Source organism: Bacillus sp. A01H, from assembly GCF_045277205.1.
Taxonomy (GTDB): domain Bacteria; phylum Bacillota; class Bacilli; order Bacillales; family Bacillaceae_G; genus Bacillus_A; species Bacillus_A paranthracis.
The window spans coordinates 262,501-281,797 of sequence record NZ_CP117702.1 but is presented as its reverse complement, the minus strand read 5'-3'; the positions used below and the strand labels follow the sequence as shown (position 1 = coordinate 281,797).

The following is a 19,297-nucleotide window of genomic DNA, read 5'->3' as shown; positions in this document are numbered from 1 at the left end:
CATGTTTTGTTATATTATGCTGTTGCTTCAGACAATTTAATGAATGCTTCACCTACTAATGGTTTAGTATCCGCAATCGCCATAGCTCGGTAATCAATTAGACCGCTCGTAAAACTACTTTCTCTTGACACTTCAATAATGATTCCCTGCGGCATGTTATACCCCATATAATTCAAGTTACCTAGAATAATAGTGCCATCTGCTAGGTTGTCATCAATAACTACCTCTTTACCTAAAATGTAGCCAATGCTTTCGTTTTTAGGGTCCGCAATAAAGATCGGTCTGCCAGTGCTATCCACCAAGCTATAAACATGGTTGTAAAGCGTTGCGTTGCTCATAGCGAATTTTGCACCTGCTGCATATCCACGCTTTAGCATAGCTAACATTTTTGTGAAGTCTGTATATTTCGGTGTACTTGCTTTGGCAAATGTAAAGCTGTTAGCTGCATTCCATGTAATTCCTTTAAGTAGTCCAGTTCCCTGCCCTGCTCCTGTACCATTTACTAATGCATCTGCAATAGCTTCCATTACACAATTAGTAAGTTCTTCAATCATGTAAGCTTCAAATGCTTGTACTGTCATTTTTTTAGCTGCTGCACTGATTGAGAATACTTTAATGATTTCATATCCTGCAAAACTAACGGCTGCTGTTGAAATCTTTTCCCTTTCTACTGGGGCACCTTCCACATGCCATTGAGCCTTATTTGTTGGCGTTCCAATCGGTACACTGATGTTTGTTGGAATATTAAAGTTACGACAATGTGAAATCAGTCCACCCATTGTACGTGCTTTCTTGATAACCTCGTTTAGTGTAGTAGTAGGTAATACTGCCGCACTATTCGTTGTAGTATTAAAAGCATCTGCTCGGTGTTCTGCTTCTTGAATTTCCATAGCTCGGTTAAAAGTTCTTGTTTCAATATCTGTAAGCTTTTGCCCTAACATTGTTTTATAAAATGCGTTTCGGTACTCTGTACTTTCAAAAATATTTTCTGTTGGTACCTGTTGCCCCTGGTTAAATTGCATTCCAGTAATCGGATTGAATTGGTTACGTTGTGCTGTTCCTCCGTTTTCTGGTGGTGTTTGATTTTGACTTTGTGCTTGTGTTTGTTTTTCTTTACTGTTAGTCATCGCTTGTTTCAACCCTTCAATTTCAATATTAATAGCTGTAATATCTGCATTTGGATCAGTATCAACTGTACCCTTAATTTGTGCTGCTCTTGCTTCCATTTCTGCTAAAGAATGATTACGATAAAAGTTAAATGCCTCTGCTACTGTAGTGAATTTCATATTCTTACACTCCCCTCATTAATAATTGGTTAATTTTTATTTTTAATGCTTGTCTTTCTGCTGATTTCAGCATTTCCCATGAGCTTTCAATCGCTGCCCTTGCCTCCACACTCGTTTGAGGATATGCAGGAAATGGGCAAATACTAAACTCATAGACTTTTTCAATTTTTGTTATTGTCCTAATGTTTGTCTTTGCATCAAATTGGCTGCCGCCTTTTGGTACTTTGAAAGCAAATGACATTCCCGATAGGTCTTGACGTCTTACTGCCGTATAAACGCTTTTTCCTTCCTCGGTTTCAGGTAATTCTGCCCTCATTGTTAATCCTGCCGAATCTAACGCAAAGGACATTGTTTTTGGTGTTCTTGCTAAAGGAATCTTGCTCATATCGTGGTTATACAGTAAGCGAATATCCGATAAATCGGCTTTTTCTAATGCGCCTCTTTGAATAATCTCGATATATTCCCCAAATGGTGCTTTTATAGTGGTAGGCTGATCATACACAATCGGTCTACCATTTAGAATAAGACTGCTGTCACCTGCCGGATCGGCTGCTCTTAGTTCTGCTACTCTTAACTCTTTCATTGATTATTACCCCCTTGTTCTTTAAGTTGATATTGATCGGCTTTTTCTGCATTAACTACGTTCAATGTTTGTAGTCGCTTGTCACCGTCCTCAACTGGTGGTAGGTTTAAAATTTCTAATGCTTGATTTATTGTGAATAAGCCTAGCGGCATTAATTCCTTAATAATTTTCGTTTTTGTTTCATTACTAGCAAACTGCAATCTATTCGCTTCAAAAATGATAGAGTTTCCAAAAGACTGCTCACGTTCTGTGAAAAGCTTGTCCGTCAATTCTAAAGAAAATTGAATCGCTAACGGCTCTAACACACTTTCATAAAATGCCGCCCACTCTTCTTCTGAATAAGTGCTATTCACAATGGTTTCACTAATACCCAAATACTCATAAATCTTCTCTTTCACCGCTTCTAGCTGCTTATCATCAATAGTCGTCGGCTTTGTTTCTAGTGGGATATATTCATATTTATTATCGATTGCTGCGATACCGCCATTATTGCCAATTGATAAATAATCGTTAGTAAAAGCTTCCTTTTCCTCTTTTAGCTTCTCAGGTGATAAAACTTGATTGTATTTCAAGATACCTCTAATAGTTGCATTCGATTTTATTGCATTTCCCAATCCTTCATTTTGCGTATGCGCTAAATCTAAAGTTGGTAAAATTGCTGTATTGGTATCACCTAATAGATCGTTAGAATTAAAGAAACGTCTTACTATAAATACCTCTGAAAAATGCAATGTGACTTGTTGACCATTCGCAAATAAGAAACGGCAATACATTTCACCTGTTAGATCAGTGAGGTATTCCACACTTTGAGGTGACAATGGATATATAGCAACTAAATTACCCTTGTCGTCCTTTTCTAAGTAAGCAAAAGCATTATTATAAAGATAGTAATGAGTAACCAACTTATAAATAAGGTCATAAGCGGTCATATAAGGGTTCGGTCTTACTTGTAAAATCCGGTTTAAATGACAATCACCCTTTTTACGACGGTCTGATGATGTCATTACATGCGTTCCTTTTAGCTTTGCAGTGTTTCTAGCTATGCTATCGACTGCCGATCTGTAAATATCACTTTCATAAGCATTACCGCTAAAAGATGTAAATATTGCAGCCCCACCACTCATTACATCGGCTCTTTCTGTTTTCTGTGGTTCTTTTTTACGATTAAAAATTTTATTAAAAAAACTAGCCATTTTCTCACCACCTCTCATCTAGCCATTTTTTCTTTCTATCTGTTTCTATTTCGTATTCTTGTATAAGCTTCATAAGGTCTAAACGATCTACCATTACCTTTTCATCATCACATTTAATTTCTAATTGTTCCTTCAATCGTTCTAATATTTCATCCATAGGATTGCTCCCATTCAATGCCCTTAAAATTGCTTGCTGCTTCTGCAACATCAACCAAACCACTGTCGTCTATATCCATTAAATGAACTTCTCCTTCGTCTGTTAAAGCAAGACATAACGTCCTTGATGTTATCAATTCACCTGTTTCATAGTTTTGATACACTGTATTTAAATCCGCCGGAGCTGGTATTATCTGAATTATTTTCCCTTCCATATACTCACCTCATTTTTCATTGTTTTAGTTTTACATCCGAAAAAATAACCTCACCCACACCTCTACATTAGGGTGAACACCATTTAGACTAAAGGTGAACACCTAGTTGAACAGTATTTAATGTTAAGCGTTCTACCTAAAACCATTGGTATGACTGGATTTCGAGCAAGGTGAACACTAAGAACACCAAGAATCAGCAAAAGTACCGAACTGTGAACCCTACTACTCTCTCTTACCTATATATATTTATTTATACTTTTTATATAGATTATGGTGTTCATGTGTTCTCTTTTCCGCTGAATCATTGGTACTACTGGTTTTAAAGGTAGAACACATCTTTTGTTTTTTGGTGTTCGCTAGTGTTCACCCTAATAATTAGCTGTTCACCCTGTTAACATGATGGTCTTCCAGCAAAAGGCGGTGTTATCCATCCTCTTTCTCTATCTTTACCTTTTTGTTTCCTTACTGCTCCGTACTTCTTAAGTGCTATGGCTGCATTTTTTGTGTTCTTAGTTAAATCCAGTTCTTTGAAAATGACTTTACTACTTTTCCACGTCCACAAATCTTTAGATGCTCCCCAAGAAAATCCGCTTAAAATTTCAATTTCTTCATGTGTCTGTAGTTCGCTTTCTTCGTTGTGTTCTTTTTGTTTTTGAGCTTCTGCACTAGTAAGTAGGTGCGAATCATCTTTTAACGCCATTGTAGCGACTTCTCCCCAAAACTGGTCGATATCCACTGCTTTTAAATCACTTATCTTGTCACCTACGTTTATTACAGCGTATCGCCTATTTCCTGTCTTATCTTTCAAAAATTCATCGTCATTAACAGTAGCAAAGAATATAGTCATCCTCGGATATTTAATTGATAACCGTTGATATGGTCGCCTAAACTCATCAAAACTCTCTGTAAAGAACGCTTTTAGTGCTGCCTGTTCAAACTTCATTGTAGAATCCAACTCGCCTAATTCAACGGCAAAGTTGCTTACTGCCTCGATTACACTGTCTTTGTTCTCTGGGTTAAGCCTTTTACCAGTTTTGAAATAGTTATCACCTATTGAGTTAAATAACAACTTAAACCAGAATGTTTTCCCACAACCTTGAGAGCCTTGAAAGACAAGTACAAATTCTTGATTCATCTTTCCGCTTTCGTTGAATGCAAGTTTAACAGCTTGGATTGCCCATTTTTTTAAGTACGCAATTCCTAACTCTCTATCTGATCTAGCGTTTAATGTTGCGAAAACTTCCTCGATACGGCTCTTTCCATCCCATTTCTTAGATACGTTTAAGAAATATTCAGCTACTTTGTTCTTTTTATTACAGCTAGCTAAATATAAAAGATGGTCAATTAGTTTATCTTTCGTTATAAAATAATCCCTATCAATAGCTTCTTCAATAATCCCTTGTGCATGATGATCTGCTATTTCACCATCAAAATATAAATTTAAGGACGATAAGTATTCACGTTTTCTTATAACATCGTAATAAACCCCTATGCCCATTGAATCTAATAGCTTCTTGGTATTTTCAGCTTTAACAAGGATTTTATTTTTGCTATTTCTTTTAAAATCTATTTCATTTTGCACTTTTTGTTCTTCTTGTTTACGAATACCTTGTCTGTCACTTATATATCTTTCGTAATATTCCTTAACCTTTTCATCTTTCTTACAATGCTCAATCATGGCTTTATAACTAGGCTTGTCCTTCATATCCTCCGTACCGTTATCCAGATAAGAAAATTTATGTAGCCTATATAAGTCAAAACTGTTTACATTCTTACCGCTAATCGGGTCTGTTGAATGATTACTATGTGCATGTGTACCATCGTCATAAATAATTAATCCACCTTTAGAGCTTCCATCAATATAGGTATATCTATTATTTATAAATGGCTCATATTTATCTGATAAGAAGTTGTTCAAAACATCTGTTATCGAATAAATATTTGTCCATGCCCCAATCCAGTTTTGTTTTGTGCGTGGATCAGCTTTTTCGTTATTTTTAAAAGTCTTAATTTCTTCATGCTGTTTTGTAATAAAGCTAGCATCGAAGAAAGGGAAGTCTTGATAATAAAATTCATAATTATCAGGGTTACTACAAGTTGGATAGTGCATGTGTCGCTCAAATTCACATGAAGTCTCATCAATCCAGACTTGGAGAATATCCACTAAATATCGTGTGACTTCTTTGTAGTGTTCCGGCTCAATATCATGATGCAGAGGTATGATAACCCTGTAACGTGGATTCTCTTTTGTATGATTGTGTGTTGAATACATAGCAACCGCAAAATTTGTGAAACCCTCAATGTTCTCCCACACATTTACACCTTCTGGCACTTCATCTATATCAATTAATATGATGCTTCTGCTTTTTACATTGGCTTTATTTCTACGATTTTGAACATATCCGCCTATAAAACCACCTGCATTGCCTTTCTCATTGGTTATCATAGGCTCGCTTATCCTATTTAAAAACTCTCCGTATGCTATCTTTTGATTAATAGCGTTTGTGTTGGTAAGGGATTTAAAGTCAGTTATATCGATTAATCTGTCATATTTAAGCTTTATTTTTTCTTTATGTGCTGTTGTAATAGCTAACAAACTCTCACCTCCCTTGTATCTAAAACAACTTGATGTTAAAATGTAAGTAATTAATAAAATTCGCATGAAGATATATGAATTCGCCGTTCATATATCTTTTTTTATTGTCTTTTTTCGCCATTCTTTACTACCTCATTGAATAAATCTGTATTGATTTTATCGAATATTTCAACGCTGTCAGTTAGTTCGTTTTTTAGTTGCCGCATGACATGCCACAATATTCTAATCGTTCTGTGATGCTCTTTGTAGTAGCTTTTCTCTTCACCTTTCATTTCTACTTCTAACATTTTGTCATTTAATTGACCTAACAAGGTTTCTACATCAATTAAAGTATCTGCATGTCCTTTAATTTGTCCTACTTCATGATCTAATCCAAATACTAAATCCCTTACATCACGCATGTTTCCAACGCTCCTTATTTTCTGTTCATTTCGTACAATCTTTTCTTAGCTTCAAACTCCATAGCTTCTAAAATCTCAGGGTGTTTTTTTGCTACAGCACATCGTTTTACAATTTCATGTGCCTTCATGATTCTTGTGGCGGATAATATTCCGTTCATATGTTTTCACCTCATTCTTTTGTTTTGACGTTGCAACCGTCTTTTTCAGCTATCATTTCCAACATTGCATTTATTTTCGGTCTGCTCGACCATCTGAACAACAAAAGCGCTATTTAGTTTAAAGCAAGCTTTGATAAAGTTTTATATCGTTATTAGTAGCGTTCATATTGGAAGTCATATCATCCAAAAACGCATCCACTTCACTTTTCTTAAACAGATACTTTGTCCCAACTTTATAGTATGGTAATCCATTTTTGACTAACCGCTCTTCAATAGTCGGTTTGCTAATGTTTAGATACTCGGACAACTCTTTATAAGTCATGAAGTATTTTTGTTTAGCTAACTCCTCAACTTTTTCGTTAATTGCTTTTTCTAGCATAAAATTAACTGTCTTTTCATCAATCTGAACATTTAACAATTTAGATCACCTCCTTTTCGTGAAACCTTATTTGAAAAATTTCATCAAAATCAATCTCTAAAGCATCCGTTATTTTTTTAGCAACCAATGGACTCGGATGTCTTGTTCCTTTTGATATATTAGCAATTGAGGACTTTGAAACTTGCGTTTCTTTAGCAAGGGAACTTTTGTTAAACCCTTTTTTAATCAATAAAATATTAAACTCCTTAATATCCTTCAAATAGATTTTCATATTGTTTCACCCCCTTTTTAATCCGTATGAATTATTTAATTCATTTGAATTAATTATCATATTAGCCCTTTGTAATTCTTTTGTCAACATTTTTATTTCATTCGGATTAAAAATGACTTATAATGTAAACCATAAGTAATAAAAAGGAGTGAATTACATTGAATCAAAATAAATATTTTGCTGATTTTATAAAGAACAAAAGGAAAGAAAAGCACTTAACTACTAGTCAATTAGCTACATTATCTGGATTATCACAATCATATATTTCCAATTTAGAAAACGGTAATCGTAAAACACCTAAAATTGAAACCATTAATAAATTAGCTACAGGTTTGGGAGTACCGAACGGTACATTAATGATGGCTGCTGGTCTTGTTAGTGATCCATTTAAAATGGTACTTAACGAAGTGGACGAAGCTGCTTTCAAACAAGCATTCCATAAACAAGACCTAGAAGAATTAGAAAAAGTAAATGCAGAAATTAAGCGTTTGGAAAAACAACCAGAACAAGGGGACCTAAAGGAGTTAAAACAACATAAACAACGCTTAACTGATCGTATTAATAAATACAATGGTACTTATGTCAAAGATGAAACAGTTACGAAAAGTCTGTCAGTCCCTCCTTACCTTTTCAATCTTAATTATTTACTTAGTTCAAATCTTGATTTATTTTTTGATGAGGATACGCCTTCCAGTAATAACGAACAGAAAAAACTTACAGATGAAGACAAACAACATATAAAAGATTTTATAGAATATTTCATAATGAAAAAAAGAGGGGAATCCGATGGCATACATCTATAAAAAGGGAAAAAAGTGGGCGTTCCGTGCATATATGGGTACTGATCCCGTAACAGGAAAGGAAATAAAAAAGAGTAAGTCTGGTTTTTTAACTCAAAAAGATGCAAAACTTGCAGCCGCTTTATTCGAAAGACAATTTCATAATGGGGAATATATCGAGCCATTAAAAATAACCTTTGAAACAATGTGCAAGGACTGGTTAAAGCATTATGAATCTCAAAGGGCAAAAATAAGTAGCATAAGAGCAAGAAAAATTGCTTTAGATCGTGTTATTGATGATTTTGGACAAATACCTATTCAAAAAATCACTAAAAAGGCATACCAAGACACAATAGATAAGTTAGCAAATACTTTCAGTTCCAACTATATTTCAAGTATTCATTCATCTACTAACATGGTTTTTGTGTATGCTCAAGAAAATAAATTGATTAAGGATATACCAACTAAAGGAATTAAACTACCTAAGAAAAAGAAAACTGTCTCTGATCTTGAACAAGGTAATGAAATTCATGAAAAGTTTCTTGAAAAAGAAGAATTAGAGGAATTTCTAACGGTTACTAAAAATGACGGATTAGAAGGTGACCTATTAGCCTTTACTATGCTAGCGTATACCGGCTTACGAATAGGTGAAATGATCGCTTTAAAATGGTCTGATATTGATTTTGACGAACATACACTAAGAGTTATAAAAACTTACTACAATCCAACAAACAACAAGTCAAAATATACATTACTGACACCAAAAACGGAGGATTCCATTCGCACTCTAACAATTGACCCTCTTTTAGTCGATATGCTAACACAGCACAAACAACAACAAGAAAAAATAATAAAAGATAACAAACCTTTTTATAAAGACAATGATTTTATTTTTTCAACCAATGAAGGTTATCCTAAGACAATTAAGCATTTATCAATTAGAATGCAGCGATTACTTAAGAAAACATCTATACAAAAACAAGTAACACCTCATTCATTTAGACATACTCATACCTCCTTGTTAATTGAAGCAAATGTACACATAAAAGAGATACAGGAACGACTTGGACACTCCGATATTAATACAACAATGGACATATATGCACACATGACAAAGAACATAAAAAAAGAGGCTTCCAATAAGTTTAGTAACTTAATGAAAGACCTCTCTAAAAATCTTATTGACTAATATCGATCACTTTTTCGGACACTATATTAGGTGTAAAGGCTTATAAATGTTGATATAACAAGGTTTTTACACCTAAATTACATCATTCCGCCCATACCGCCCATGCCCATGCCGCCCATGTCAGGCATTGCTGGTGCATTTGGTTCTGGCTTGTCAGCTACTACAGCTTCAGTTGTTAAGAACATAGCTGCAACAGATGCTGCGTTTTGAAGTGCAGAGCGAGTTACTTTAGCTGGATCTACGATACCAGTTTCAAGCATGTTAACCCACTCGCCAGTAGCTGCGTTGAAACCAACGCCTACTTTTTCGCCTTTTAGGCGCTCTACAACTACAGATCCTTCTAGACCAGCGTTGATTGCGATTTGGCGAACTGGCTCTTCTAGTGCACGAAGTACGATGTTGATACCTGTTGCTTCGTCGCCTTCAGCTACGATAGAAGCTACTTTTGTGTATACGTTCATAAGTGAAGTACCACCACCTGCAACGATACCTTCTTCTACTGCTGCACGAGTTGAGTTAAGTGCATCTTCAATGCGAAGCTTGCGCTCTTTTAACTCAGTTTCAGTTGCTGCACCTACTTTAATTACTGCTACGCCACCTGCAAGTTTTGCAAGACGCTCTTGTAATTTTTCACGATCGAATTCAGAAGTTGTTTCTTCTAATTGCGCACGGATTTGACCGATGCGAGCTTCGATTTGTTCTGTGCTTCCTACACCTTCAACTACAGTTGTGTTTTCTTTCGTTACAACAACTTTACCAGCGCGTCCTAAAGATTCAACTGTAGCAGATTTTAAGTCACGGCCTAATTCTTCAGTGATTACTTCGCCACCAGTTAAAATTGCGATATCTTCTAGCATTGCTTTACGACGGTCACCAAATCCAGGAGCTTTAACAGCTACTACATTGAATGTACCACGAAGTTTGTTCACTACTAATGTAGCTAACGCTTCGCCTTCTACATCTTCAGCAATGATAAGAAGCGGTTTACCTTGTTGTACCACTTGCTCTAATACTGGTAAGATTTCTTGAATGTTAGAAATCTTTTTGTCAGTGATTAAGATGTATGGGTTATCAAGAACTGCTTCCATTTTGTCAGAATCAGTAATCATGTAAGGAGATGCATATCCACGATCAAATTGCATACCTTCTACTACGTCTAATTCTGTTGTGAAACCTTTAGATTCTTCTAAAGTAATAACGCCGTCGTTACCAACGCGCTCCATTGCTTCAGCGATTAATTGACCTACTTCTTCGTCAGCAGCAGAAATAGCAGCTACTTGTGCGATAGAAGATTTACCTTCGATTGGTTTAGAAATCGTTTTTAATTCTTCTACTGCAGCAACTACAGCTTTTTCGATACCTTTACGAAGACCCATTGGGTTCGCACCAGCTGTTACGTTTTTAAGACCTTCACGAATCATAGCTTGTGCTAATACAGTTGCAGTTGTTGTTCCGTCACCAGCTACATCATTTGTTTTGCTAGCAACTTCTGCTACTAATTTCGCACCCATGTTTTCGAATGCATCTTCTAATTCAATTTCTTTTGCGATTGTTACACCGTCATTTGTAATAAGTGGTGAACCGAATTTTTTCTCAAGAACAACGTTACGACCTTTTGGTCCAAGCGTTACTTTTACTGCATTTGCAAGAGTGTCGACACCGCGAAGCATCGAACGACGTGCTTCTTCACTAAATTTAATATCTTTTGCCATAATAATTGACCCCCTTGGATTTTTTAAGATTTATATAATTAACCGATAACTGCTAAAATGTCACTTTCACGTAAAATCAAGTAGTCTGTACCTTCATATTTCACTTCAGTACCTGCATATTTTGAGAAGATGATAAGATCACCTGCTGCTACCTCTAAAGCAACACGCTCACCATTTTCAAGCACTCGACCAGTACCTACTGCAATAACTTTACCCTCTTGTGGTTTTTCTTTTGCTGTGTCTGGTAATACAATACCACTTGCTGTTTTTTCTTCCGCTTGAACAAGCTCAATTACAACGCGATCACCTAATGGCTTTAGCATGAACAATAACCTCCTCATTTTGTTATGTAAATTTTATTTATTAGCACTCAAGTCACCCGAGTGCTAACACACTTATAATAATAAATAATCTCAATTTCTTTTGCAAGTAAAAAAATCATAATTTTTTCGCAAATTACGCTATAAATTTTTCTATATAGAGTTCCTCTTCTTCTACCTTTACTATATGAATCGTTGTTTCCACTACTCGTATGTTACAATATGAAAGGACACCCTAAGTTGTTTTCGCTACACACACAACTTTCTCCTGTCTTCTATTATAATTTCAAATAAGGATTTACAAAAAAAACATAATTTAAGTAAGGTTTATATCGTAGGTAGCATATTTACATGTTATCCTACCTTATCTCATACACTAGAGTTAGAAAGGATGGTTAAACCATTTGAAAAAACAATATTGGTGGGTTATCGTTACATACATTTTAATGCAGTTATCATCAATTGCTGGATTACCACTTCTTCTGAAAACTGGGCTTTATGATAACAGGGGATTCACTAGGGAAGAGAAATTTCAACTCATAACTGGTCACTGGGCGATCATTAGCTTCTTTATTGCATTATGTATCGTACTTTGGTTACTTAGAACAGATATTCGCGACAGACATTTAGATACAAAGCGTTCTACTGTTCCAGCTACGATTGGTTGGATTTTTATCGGGTTCTTCTTAGCATTTTTCTCGCAAAGTATTGCTGGTATGATTGAAATGTATGTATTAGGTATTAAACCTGGATCTGAAAATACAGCGAGACTTATGGATATCGCAAGAACGACACCTTGGTTCCTTATCGTCATCTCTATAATAGGACCTATTTTGGAAGAAATCGTATTTAGAAAAATTTTATTTGGTACACTTTATAAGAAGTTTAACTTCTTTATTGCCGCTATCATTAGTTCCCTTGTATTTGCGGCGATTCATTTTGATTTTACTCACTTATTGGTATACACTGCTATGGGGCTCGTATTCGCCTTCTTATATGTAAAAACGAAGCGTATTATCGTTCCAATTGCAGCTCATGTTGCAATGAATACATTAGTTGCAGTTGCCCAAGTTTTAATGAGTAACGAACAAATTCAAGAAATGATTAAAGAAGCTGAAAAAATGCAAGGCTTTATCGGAGGATTTTTAGTATGAGAAACTCACCATTGTTCATGGCTATATTGTACTTCCTTCTAGGATGTATCTTTACACATCTAGCCATTAGGAATGTAACAGATACAATTTGGAATATGTGGACAATACTATTTGCAGTTATGGCGACGATTGATTTTAATTTGGCACTTCGCCTCATCTTAGTTAAATTCACAAAGAAAAAACAATAATAAAACGCAGAGGTCGCTCCCTCTGCGTTTTATTGTGGATAATTCTTCAAAAAGTAAACTAATGTTTGTAACTCTACTGCTAAATCAATATGATGAATTCTTATATTGTCTGACACATTTAATCGTGCTGGTGTGAAATTCAAAATACCATGCACGTTTGTTTCTGCCAATCTATCAGCTACAGATTGTGCTACTGTAGCGGGTACTGTTAATATTGCCACTTGTATATCAGATGATAAACGTTCTTCTAATTCATCTAAGTGATATACAGGAATGCCTCCGATTTCTGTTCCAACTTTCTCTTCACTAATATCAAACGCCATTTCAATCTTTGTATTATTGTTTTTCGTGAAATTATAATGTAAGAAAGCGGTCCCTAAATTACCTACTCCAATAAGCGCTACACGTGTTATATCATCTTGGTCGAGTGTTTCACGGAAAAATGATAATAAATAATTTACGTTATATCCATATCCTTTTTTTCCTAATGCTCCAAAGTATGAGAAATCTCTTCGAATCGTTGCGGAATCAACCTTTACCGCTTCACTTAATTCAGCTGATGAAACACGTTGCTTACCAGACAAAGATAAGTTTTGGATAAATCGATAGTATAGAGGCAATCTCTTAGCAGTGGCTTGTGGAATTTTCTGCTGCTCCATATAACCTCTCCTCTCTTCCTATCTTTATTCATATGCTTTAATTAAATACAGAAGTTTAGCACTTATTAAATTCCTTGTATAATAGAAAGAAGAAGTATTCTCTCTGTATTTTAAACTATACACTATTTTTAGTATGATTGAGAAATATAAACATGGCAAAGTTAAGAAATTATTTGAGGTGAAAACATTGATTTTATTACAAGTAAACGCGCTTTCGAAATTATACGGTGCAGAAACGATTCTTTCAAATATAAAATTAGAAGTTCAAACGAAAGATCGTATCGCATTAGTCGGACGAAATGGCGCTGGAAAATCTACATTATTAAAAATAATAGCGGGTGAGCTATCTCATGATGGTGGAGAAATTATAAAACCGAAAGATGTCTCAATTGGATATTTAGCTCAAAATACCGGTTTAGAAACATCTTTAACAATTTGGGATGAAATGTTAACCGTCTTTACACACTTGCAGCAAATGGAGACAAAACTTCGAAGGCTAGAGCAAGAGATGGGAAAAGAAGAAAACTTTTCAAACGAGGCTACGTATGAAAGATTATTAGCTGATTATGACCAATTACAATTAGATTATAAAGATCAAGGTGGCTATCAGTACGAAGCAGATATCCGTTCGATTTTAAGTGGTCTTGGCTTCCCAGTTGAAACGCACCAGACGACGATTTCGACATTAAGCGGTGGACAAAAAACACGATTAGCTCTCGGTAAATTATTATTAACGAAACCAGACTTACTTATTTTGGACGAGCCTACAAACCATTTAGACATCGAAACATTAACATGGCTTGAACAATATTTACAAGGTTATCCTGGCGCAATACTAATCGTCTCCCATGACCGTTATTTCTTAGATAAACTTGTTACACAAGTATATGAAATTTCGAATAAAGAAAGTAGACGATTTGTTGGTAACTACAGTAAATATTTAGACTTAAAATCAGCACTATACGAGCAAGAAATGAAACGTTATGAAAAACAACAAGATGAGATTGCTAAGCTAGAGGACTTCGTTCAAAAAAATATAGCTCGTGCATCTACGACAAAACGTGCGCAAAGTCGTCGAAAACAATTAGACCGTATGGAATTATTAACAAGACCATTAGGGGATTCTAAGTCAGCTTCCTTCCACTTCGATATTGAAAAACAAAGTGGAAATGATGTTTTACAAGTAAAGGACGCAACTATCGGCTATGATAAGGATCCAATTATTGAACATGTAACAATGCGCTTAACACGCGGAGATAGTGTTGCTTTAGTTGGTCCAAATGGAATTGGGAAATCCACATTATTAAAATCCATTGTGAATAAGTTACCACTATTACATGGTGAGGTTTCTTTCGGATCTAATGTCTCTGTTGGTTATTATGATCAGGAACAAGCTAATTTAACATCTTCTAAGCGCGTTTTAAATGAGCTATGGGATGAATACCCACTGCAACCTGAAAAAGAAATTCGCACGATATTAGGTAACTTCTTATTCACAGGAGATGATGTATTAAAGCCAGTATCTTCTCTTAGCGGTGGACAAAAAGCTCGTTTAGCTCTTGCCAAACTTATGATGCAAAAATCGAATTTATTAATTCTCGATGAGCCTACAAACCATCTTGATTTAAATAGTAAAGAGATTTTGGAGAATGCTTTAATTGATTATCCTGGTACCCTTCTCTTTGTATCTCATGACCGCTACTTTATTAATCGTGTAACGACGACCGTTGTTGAGTTATCAACAGAAGGTGCACAGGAATATTTAGGGGACTACGATTACTACGTTGAAAAGAAAAATGAGATGATTGAACGTGCTGAGTTTGAACAACAAGAACAGCAAGAAAATCATGCACCTGTTCAAAAAACTGTAGCTCCAGAAAAATTAAATTATCTCGAAGAAAAAGAGCGCAAAAAGTTGGAGCGTCAACGTACTCGAAAAATTGAGGAACTAGAACAAAACATTGTACAATTTGAAGAAGAAATTGCTACGTTAGAAGATCAACTTTGCTTACCAGAAATATATGCAAATTATGAAAAGGCTAGTGAAATTACAACGAAAAAGCAAACACTACAAGAGCAACTTGATGCTTGTATGGCAGAATGGGAAGAATTACATTTATAAGAGTCTTAAATAAGAGGGATGTCTCATAAGTCGGGATTTTAGACTATGCGGCATCCTTTTTATCTTCTAGTTTGAATTAACGTCATATTGTATAAAATATTCGACATGAGGCATCGTTTCAACGACAAAGTTTGACAATATTAGCGACTCCTATAATAAGAGCATATTTCAAAATGTTTTTTAAAGATATCTTCTTGTTTTTTATTTCCCGAGAAAAATACATCTAAAGGTCAGACTTCACCTATTTTATCCACAATCTTATACACATATCCACCTTTATAAAATAAACAACAAAATAACTTTTCCACATTATCCACAATTAACAAAAAAGTTATCAACATTTTATATACACAATAAAACCCATATTATCAACAGATAATATGGGTTTTATCCACAAGCTGTGGTTAATTTTGTGCATAACTATGCTTCAATATCTAATCCTGGATTTGCATTTAAAGCTAATGTAGCACGTTTTCCTTGTTCATATGCAATTGTACCTGCCGCTGCAATCATTGCTGCATTATCTGTACATAAAGATAGAGGAGGAATAATTAGCTCTACATTTTCTTTTTGTGCAAATTCTGCTTCTAAACGGGCACGCAGTCCTTTATTTGCAGCTACTCCACCAGCAAGAAGCACTTGCTTTACGTTATAAGCATCCGCCGCACGAGATGCTTTCGTTACTAATACGTCAATTACACTCTCTTGGAAACTTGCTGCTAAATCTTCCGGTGCAATTTCTATCCCGCGTTGTTTTGCGTTATGCACAGTGTTGATAACTGCTGATTTCAATCCGCTAAAACTGAAATCATACGAATCCGGTTCTAGCCATGCACGAGGTAAATCAATTGTTGGTTCTCCTTCATGTGCAAGTCGATCAATATGAGGACCACCTGGATATGGCATAGATAACGTACGAGCTACTTTATCATATGCCTCTCCTGCTGCGTCATCTCGCGTTTCACCAATTACTTCAAATGAACCATGTTCTTTCATATAAACAAGCTCTGTATGCCCACCAGAGACAACAAGTGATAGTAATGGGAATTGAACTTCTTTTACTAAGCGGTTCGCATAAATGTGACCAGCGATATGATGAACACCAACTAGGGGGATATCATGTGCAAATGCCACTGCTTTCGCTGCGTTCACCCCTATTAGAAGCGCTCCTACTAAACCAGGTCCTTCTGTGACAGCAATTGCATCAATATCATCAAATGTGATATTCGCTTCTTTTAACGCTTCTTCTAATACAACTGTAATTTCTTCTACATGATGACGGGACGCAATCTCTGGTACAACTCCGCCAAAACGTTTATGACTTTCAATTTGTGATGCAACAACATTTGCAATAATTTCCGTTCCATTTTTAACAACCGCTACTGCTGTTTCATCACAACTTGTTTCAATACCAAGTATAATCGTATTTTTTTCCATTATATATTCACCCACATTACGAGACCATCTTCCTGATTGTCTGCATAGTATCGTTTACGAATTCCACCATTTTGAAATCCGTATTTTCTGTATAACTGTTTTGCTACTTCATTTGATACACGTACTTCAAGTGTCATCGTTTTTACACCTAGAGTTTTCGCCTCGGAAATAACTTCTTTTAATAAAGCATCTCCTAGCTTTTGACCTCTGTATTCTGGCAAAATAGCTATATTTGTTATATGTGATTCATCAATAATTATCCACAATCCACAATACCCAATTACACGACCATCTTTTTCTAGCACAACATAATGTGCATGTTCATTCATCGTTAACTCACGGTGAAAGGCATCTGCAGTCCAAGGAGTTGAAAAAGATGCTTCTTCAATGGCTACAATTTGAGCAATATCGTCAAGTTCCATCTTTCTAAATATCATATCCATCCTCTGCAAGCTCCTACTTGTTTTGACTTTCTAACCACTTTGTTTCAGCTTCAGCTAAACGAAGATAACTAGGAACAAATGAATGTACATCTTGTTCTTCTTTTTGTAATCCTAAGAACGCTAGCTCACTTGGTCTTGGGTTATTTTTAGTGAAAGGAGCAAAGACAGCTTGATTGCCTAAATGTTCAATAATTGTTTCTTTGTGTAGTTTCACATCGTTACCAATAAATAAAACAGGCTTTCCTTTATCTTTTAACATTTGCAACCAGTCTACAATAAGGATGATTCGGTCTTCCTCTATAGAAGTTAAATCCTCTCCTTCATATGTATATAAGCCAGTATAAATTTGTCCACGTCTTCCATCGAATAAAGGACAGATTAATCCATCAAAATTAGCTCCGTTTGCAGCCACTACTTCTAAACTTGATACACCCACAATTGGTATTTGAAGTGACCAAGCTAATGTTTTGGCAGCTGTCACACCTATACGAACACCTGTATATGATCCTGGTCCAGCAGCTACAACTATTTTAGTTAATTCTTTTGGTTTTACACCGCATTCTTTTAACAGTTGTTCTACAGCTGGCATAAGACGCACAGAATGATTTTTTGTTAAATTTGTAATGATTTCCCCAATTACGTTTCCTTCTTCAATAAGGGATACACCCATTACATAATTTGAAGTATCAATTGCTAGTACTTTCATCTTGTAATAGCTCCTCACATAATCTAATATAGCGATCTCCAATTGGCTCGAGTACAATGTTTCTTGTGTCATCTCCAGCATGGAATAAACTAATTTGTAGCTTCTCATTTGGTAAATATGCTTCTATTAAATGAGCCCATTCTACTACCGTAATTCCTTCACCGTAGAAATACTCATCAAAACCTAAGTCTTCTTCACTTTCAGCTAAGCGATACACGTCCATATGATATAGCGGTAATCTCCCTTTATATTCTTTAATAATATTAAAGGTAGGACTATTTACAACTCTTTTCACTCCAAGACCTTTTGCTAGTCCCTTTGTAAAAGTCGTCTTACCAGCCCCTAGATCTCCTTCTAAAATAATTACATCTTGTGCCTGAGCAAGTTCACCAAGTTTTTCTGATAATCTTTGTGTTTCCTCAGATGATTTTGTTGTTATTTCATATTTACTCACAGACTTCACCTACTTTACTCACAATGTTCTCTGCTATTTATTATACAGGTTTTGAATATATAAAAAAGTCCTTAGGAGTTTTCCTAAGGATAGTTTGACTGTCTTTATTAGTTTTTTGTTAAAACAAATAAAAAAATACGAAACAACATGTTTCGTTCTTTTCTTTATATAAAATGGCGGTCCCGACCGGGGTCGAACCGGCGATCTCCTGCGTGACAGGCAGGCATGTTAACCACTACACCACGGGACCATTTGGTTGCGGGGACAGGATTTGAACCTGCGACCTTCGGGTTATGAGCCCGACGAGCTACCGTGCTGCTCCACCCCGCGATGATATAAATAGCTTGGCGACGTCCTACTCTCACAGGGACAAGGTCCCAACTACCATCGGCGCTAGAGAGCTTAACTTCCGTGTTCGGTATGGGAACGGGTGTGACCTCTCTGCCATCATCACCAAACTATTGAAGGCATATTCCTTCAAAACTAGATAACATTGCTACATATTATATGGTTAAGTCCTCGATCTATTAGTATTCGTCAGCTCCACATGTCACCATGCTTCCACCTCGAACCTATCAACCTGATCATCTTTCAGGGATCTTACTAGCTTACGCTATGGGAAATCTCATCTTGAGGGGGGCTTCATGCTTAGATGCTTTCAGCACTTATCCCTTCCGCACATAGCTACCCAGCTATGCCCTTGGCAGAACAACTGGTACACCAGCGGTGCGTCCATCCCGGTCCTCTCGTACTAAGGACAGCTCCTCTCAAATTTCCTACGCCCACGACGGATAGGGACCGAACTGTCTCACGACGTTCTGAACCCAGCTCGCGTACCGCTTTAATGGGCGAACAGCCCAACCCTTGGGACCGACTACAGCCCCAGGATGCGATGA

Annotated in this window: 22 protein-coding genes, 2 tRNA genes and 2 rRNA genes (1 of these 26 cut by a window edge); 5 read left to right on the top strand and 21 right to left on the bottom strand. The window is 36.0% G+C overall.

Annotation, left to right across the window (positions count from 1 at the left end; translation table 11 throughout):
• Window positions 1-14: 14 nt before the first annotated feature.
• The 10 genes from PSR14_RS01615 to PSR14_RS01570 form a co-directional block, all read right to left on the bottom strand.
• Window positions 15-1,286: a phage major capsid protein gene (locus PSR14_RS01615; RefSeq protein WP_098487839.1), complete on the bottom strand. Its 1,272-nt coding sequence runs from the start codon at window positions 1,284-1,286 to the stop codon at window positions 15-17.
• A gap of 4 nt (window positions 1,287-1,290) precedes the next feature.
• Entirely contained in the window at window positions 1,291-1,869 is a 579-nt protein-coding gene (locus PSR14_RS01610; RefSeq protein WP_098487838.1) for an HK97 family phage prohead protease, read from the bottom strand.
• The gene (locus PSR14_RS01605; protein WP_098487837.1) at window positions 1,866-3,062 is read right to left on the bottom strand and encodes a phage portal protein; all 1,197 of its coding nucleotides are present in this window, start codon (window positions 3,060-3,062) and stop codon (window positions 1,866-1,868) included. Before PSR14_RS01605 ends, PSR14_RS01610 begins: the two co-directional genes overlap by 4 nt.
• 4 nt (window positions 3,063-3,066) lie before the next feature.
• Entirely contained in the window at window positions 3,067-3,219 is a 153-nt protein-coding gene (locus tag PSR14_RS01600; RefSeq protein ID WP_169509514.1) for a hypothetical protein, read from the bottom strand.
• On the bottom strand, window positions 3,212-3,433 hold the full coding sequence (locus PSR14_RS01595; RefSeq protein ID WP_000398588.1) for a hypothetical protein: 222 nt from the start codon (window positions 3,431-3,433) through the stop codon (window positions 3,212-3,214). The genes PSR14_RS01600 and PSR14_RS01595 overlap by 8 nt, the downstream gene beginning before the upstream one ends.
• Before the next feature lie 391 nt (window positions 3,434-3,824).
• Complete coding sequence (locus tag PSR14_RS01590; protein WP_098487836.1) at window positions 3,825-6,095, bottom strand: VapE domain-containing protein; 2,271 nt, start codon at window positions 6,093-6,095, stop codon at window positions 3,825-3,827.
• A gap of 35 nt (window positions 6,096-6,130) precedes the next feature.
• The gene (locus tag PSR14_RS01585) at window positions 6,131-6,430 is read right to left on the bottom strand and encodes a hypothetical protein (RefSeq protein ID WP_098487835.1); all 300 of its coding nucleotides are present in this window, start codon (window positions 6,428-6,430) and stop codon (window positions 6,131-6,133) included.
• Window positions 6,431-6,444: 14 nt separating this feature from the next.
• Window positions 6,445-6,588 carry a hypothetical protein gene (locus tag PSR14_RS01580; protein ID WP_002115523.1) on the bottom strand — a complete coding sequence of 48 codons (144 nt, stop codon included), beginning with the start codon at window positions 6,586-6,588 and terminating at the stop codon, window positions 6,445-6,447.
• Window positions 6,589-6,706: 118 nt separating this feature from the next.
• Window positions 6,707-7,006, bottom strand: a complete 300-nt coding sequence (locus PSR14_RS01575; RefSeq protein WP_406644111.1) for a helix-turn-helix domain-containing protein — start codon at window positions 7,004-7,006, stop codon at window positions 6,707-6,709.
• Window position 7,007: 1 nt separating this feature from the next.
• The gene (locus PSR14_RS01570; RefSeq protein ID WP_098487834.1) at window positions 7,008-7,238 is read right to left on the bottom strand and encodes a helix-turn-helix transcriptional regulator; all 231 of its coding nucleotides are present in this window, start codon (window positions 7,236-7,238) and stop codon (window positions 7,008-7,010) included.
• Window positions 7,239-7,396: 158 nt separating this feature from the next.
• Here PSR14_RS01570 and PSR14_RS01565 point away from each other — a divergent pair, with 158 nt between their 5' ends.
• Both PSR14_RS01565 and PSR14_RS01560 read left to right on the top strand, forming a co-directional pair.
• Complete coding sequence (locus PSR14_RS01565) at window positions 7,397-8,041, top strand: helix-turn-helix domain-containing protein (protein WP_098487833.1); 645 nt, start codon at window positions 7,397-7,399, stop codon at window positions 8,039-8,041.
• Window positions 8,025-9,206: a tyrosine-type recombinase/integrase gene (locus tag PSR14_RS01560; protein ID WP_113732959.1), complete on the top strand. Its 1,182-nt coding sequence runs from the start codon at window positions 8,025-8,027 to the stop codon at window positions 9,204-9,206. The genes PSR14_RS01565 and PSR14_RS01560 overlap by 17 nt, the downstream gene beginning before the upstream one ends.
• A gap of 77 nt (window positions 9,207-9,283) precedes the next feature.
• On the opposite strand, the gene groL is transcribed toward PSR14_RS01560, so the two are convergent.
• Complete coding sequence (gene groL / locus PSR14_RS01555) at window positions 9,284-10,918, bottom strand: chaperonin GroEL (RefSeq protein WP_001029999.1); 1,635 nt, start codon at window positions 10,916-10,918, stop codon at window positions 9,284-9,286.
• A gap of 38 nt (window positions 10,919-10,956) precedes the next feature.
• A complete protein-coding gene (gene groES, locus PSR14_RS01550; RefSeq protein ID WP_000917306.1) occupies window positions 10,957-11,241 on the bottom strand; it encodes a co-chaperone GroES in 285 nt (94 codons plus the stop codon).
• Window positions 11,242-11,642: 401 nt separating this feature from the next.
• Here groES and PSR14_RS01545 point away from each other — a divergent pair, with 401 nt between their 5' ends.
• Together PSR14_RS01545 and PSR14_RS01540 are read left to right on the top strand one after the other, a co-directional pair.
• Window positions 11,643-12,392: a CPBP family intramembrane glutamic endopeptidase gene (locus PSR14_RS01545; protein WP_061184573.1), complete on the top strand. Its 750-nt coding sequence runs from the start codon at window positions 11,643-11,645 to the stop codon at window positions 12,390-12,392.
• Window positions 12,389-12,580 carry a YdiK family protein gene (locus tag PSR14_RS01540; RefSeq protein WP_001246207.1) on the top strand — a complete coding sequence of 64 codons (192 nt, stop codon included), beginning with the start codon at window positions 12,389-12,391 and terminating at the stop codon, window positions 12,578-12,580. Before PSR14_RS01545 ends, PSR14_RS01540 begins: the two co-directional genes overlap by 4 nt.
• A gap of 29 nt (window positions 12,581-12,609) precedes the next feature.
• Here PSR14_RS01540 and PSR14_RS01535 read toward each other — a convergent pair whose 3' ends face one another.
• Window positions 12,610-13,239, bottom strand: a complete 630-nt coding sequence (locus PSR14_RS01535; RefSeq protein ID WP_000437698.1) for a redox-sensing transcriptional repressor Rex — start codon at window positions 13,237-13,239, stop codon at window positions 12,610-12,612.
• Between the two features lie 187 nt (window positions 13,240-13,426).
• Between PSR14_RS01535 and PSR14_RS01530 the strand changes: the two genes are divergently transcribed.
• Window positions 13,427-15,361, top strand: a complete 1,935-nt coding sequence (locus PSR14_RS01530; protein ID WP_218927212.1) for an ABC-F family ATP-binding cassette domain-containing protein — start codon at window positions 13,427-13,429, stop codon at window positions 15,359-15,361.
• A 420-nt stretch (window positions 15,362-15,781) separates the two neighbouring features.
• On the opposite strand, the gene tsaD is transcribed toward PSR14_RS01530, so the two are convergent.
• The 8 genes from tsaD to PSR14_RS01490 all read right to left on the bottom strand — a co-directional run.
• Window positions 15,782-16,798 carry a tRNA (adenosine(37)-N6)-threonylcarbamoyltransferase complex transferase subunit TsaD gene (tsaD, locus tag PSR14_RS01525; protein WP_000414588.1) on the bottom strand — a complete coding sequence of 339 codons (1,017 nt, stop codon included), beginning with the start codon at window positions 16,796-16,798 and terminating at the stop codon, window positions 15,782-15,784.
• Window positions 16,798-17,241: a ribosomal protein S18-alanine N-acetyltransferase gene (gene rimI, locus PSR14_RS01520; protein WP_000367197.1), complete on the bottom strand. Its 444-nt coding sequence runs from the start codon at window positions 17,239-17,241 to the stop codon at window positions 16,798-16,800. The genes tsaD and rimI overlap by 1 nt, the downstream gene beginning before the upstream one ends.
• Window positions 17,242-17,254: 13 nt before the next feature.
• A complete protein-coding gene (gene tsaB, locus PSR14_RS01515) occupies window positions 17,255-17,947 on the bottom strand; it encodes a tRNA (adenosine(37)-N6)-threonylcarbamoyltransferase complex dimerization subunit type 1 TsaB (RefSeq protein WP_000865758.1) in 693 nt (230 codons plus the stop codon).
• Window positions 17,928-18,401, bottom strand: coding sequence for a tRNA (adenosine(37)-N6)-threonylcarbamoyltransferase complex ATPase subunit type 1 TsaE (tsaE, locus tag PSR14_RS01510; RefSeq protein WP_000049631.1), 474 nt, complete (start codon window positions 18,399-18,401; stop codon window positions 17,928-17,930). The genes tsaB and tsaE overlap by 20 nt, the downstream gene beginning before the upstream one ends.
• 174 nt (window positions 18,402-18,575) lie before the next feature.
• Window positions 18,576-18,651, bottom strand: a tRNA-Asp gene (locus PSR14_RS01505).
• A gap of 3 nt (window positions 18,652-18,654) precedes the next feature.
• Window positions 18,655-18,731 (bottom strand) — tRNA-Met (locus PSR14_RS01500).
• A 12-nt stretch (window positions 18,732-18,743) separates the two neighbouring features.
• Window positions 18,744-18,859, bottom strand: a 5S ribosomal RNA gene (rrf, locus tag PSR14_RS01495).
• A 49-nt stretch (window positions 18,860-18,908) separates the two neighbouring features.
• Window positions 18,909-19,297: ribosomal RNA gene (locus PSR14_RS01490) — 23S ribosomal RNA — on the bottom strand (it continues 2,534 nt past the right edge of the window).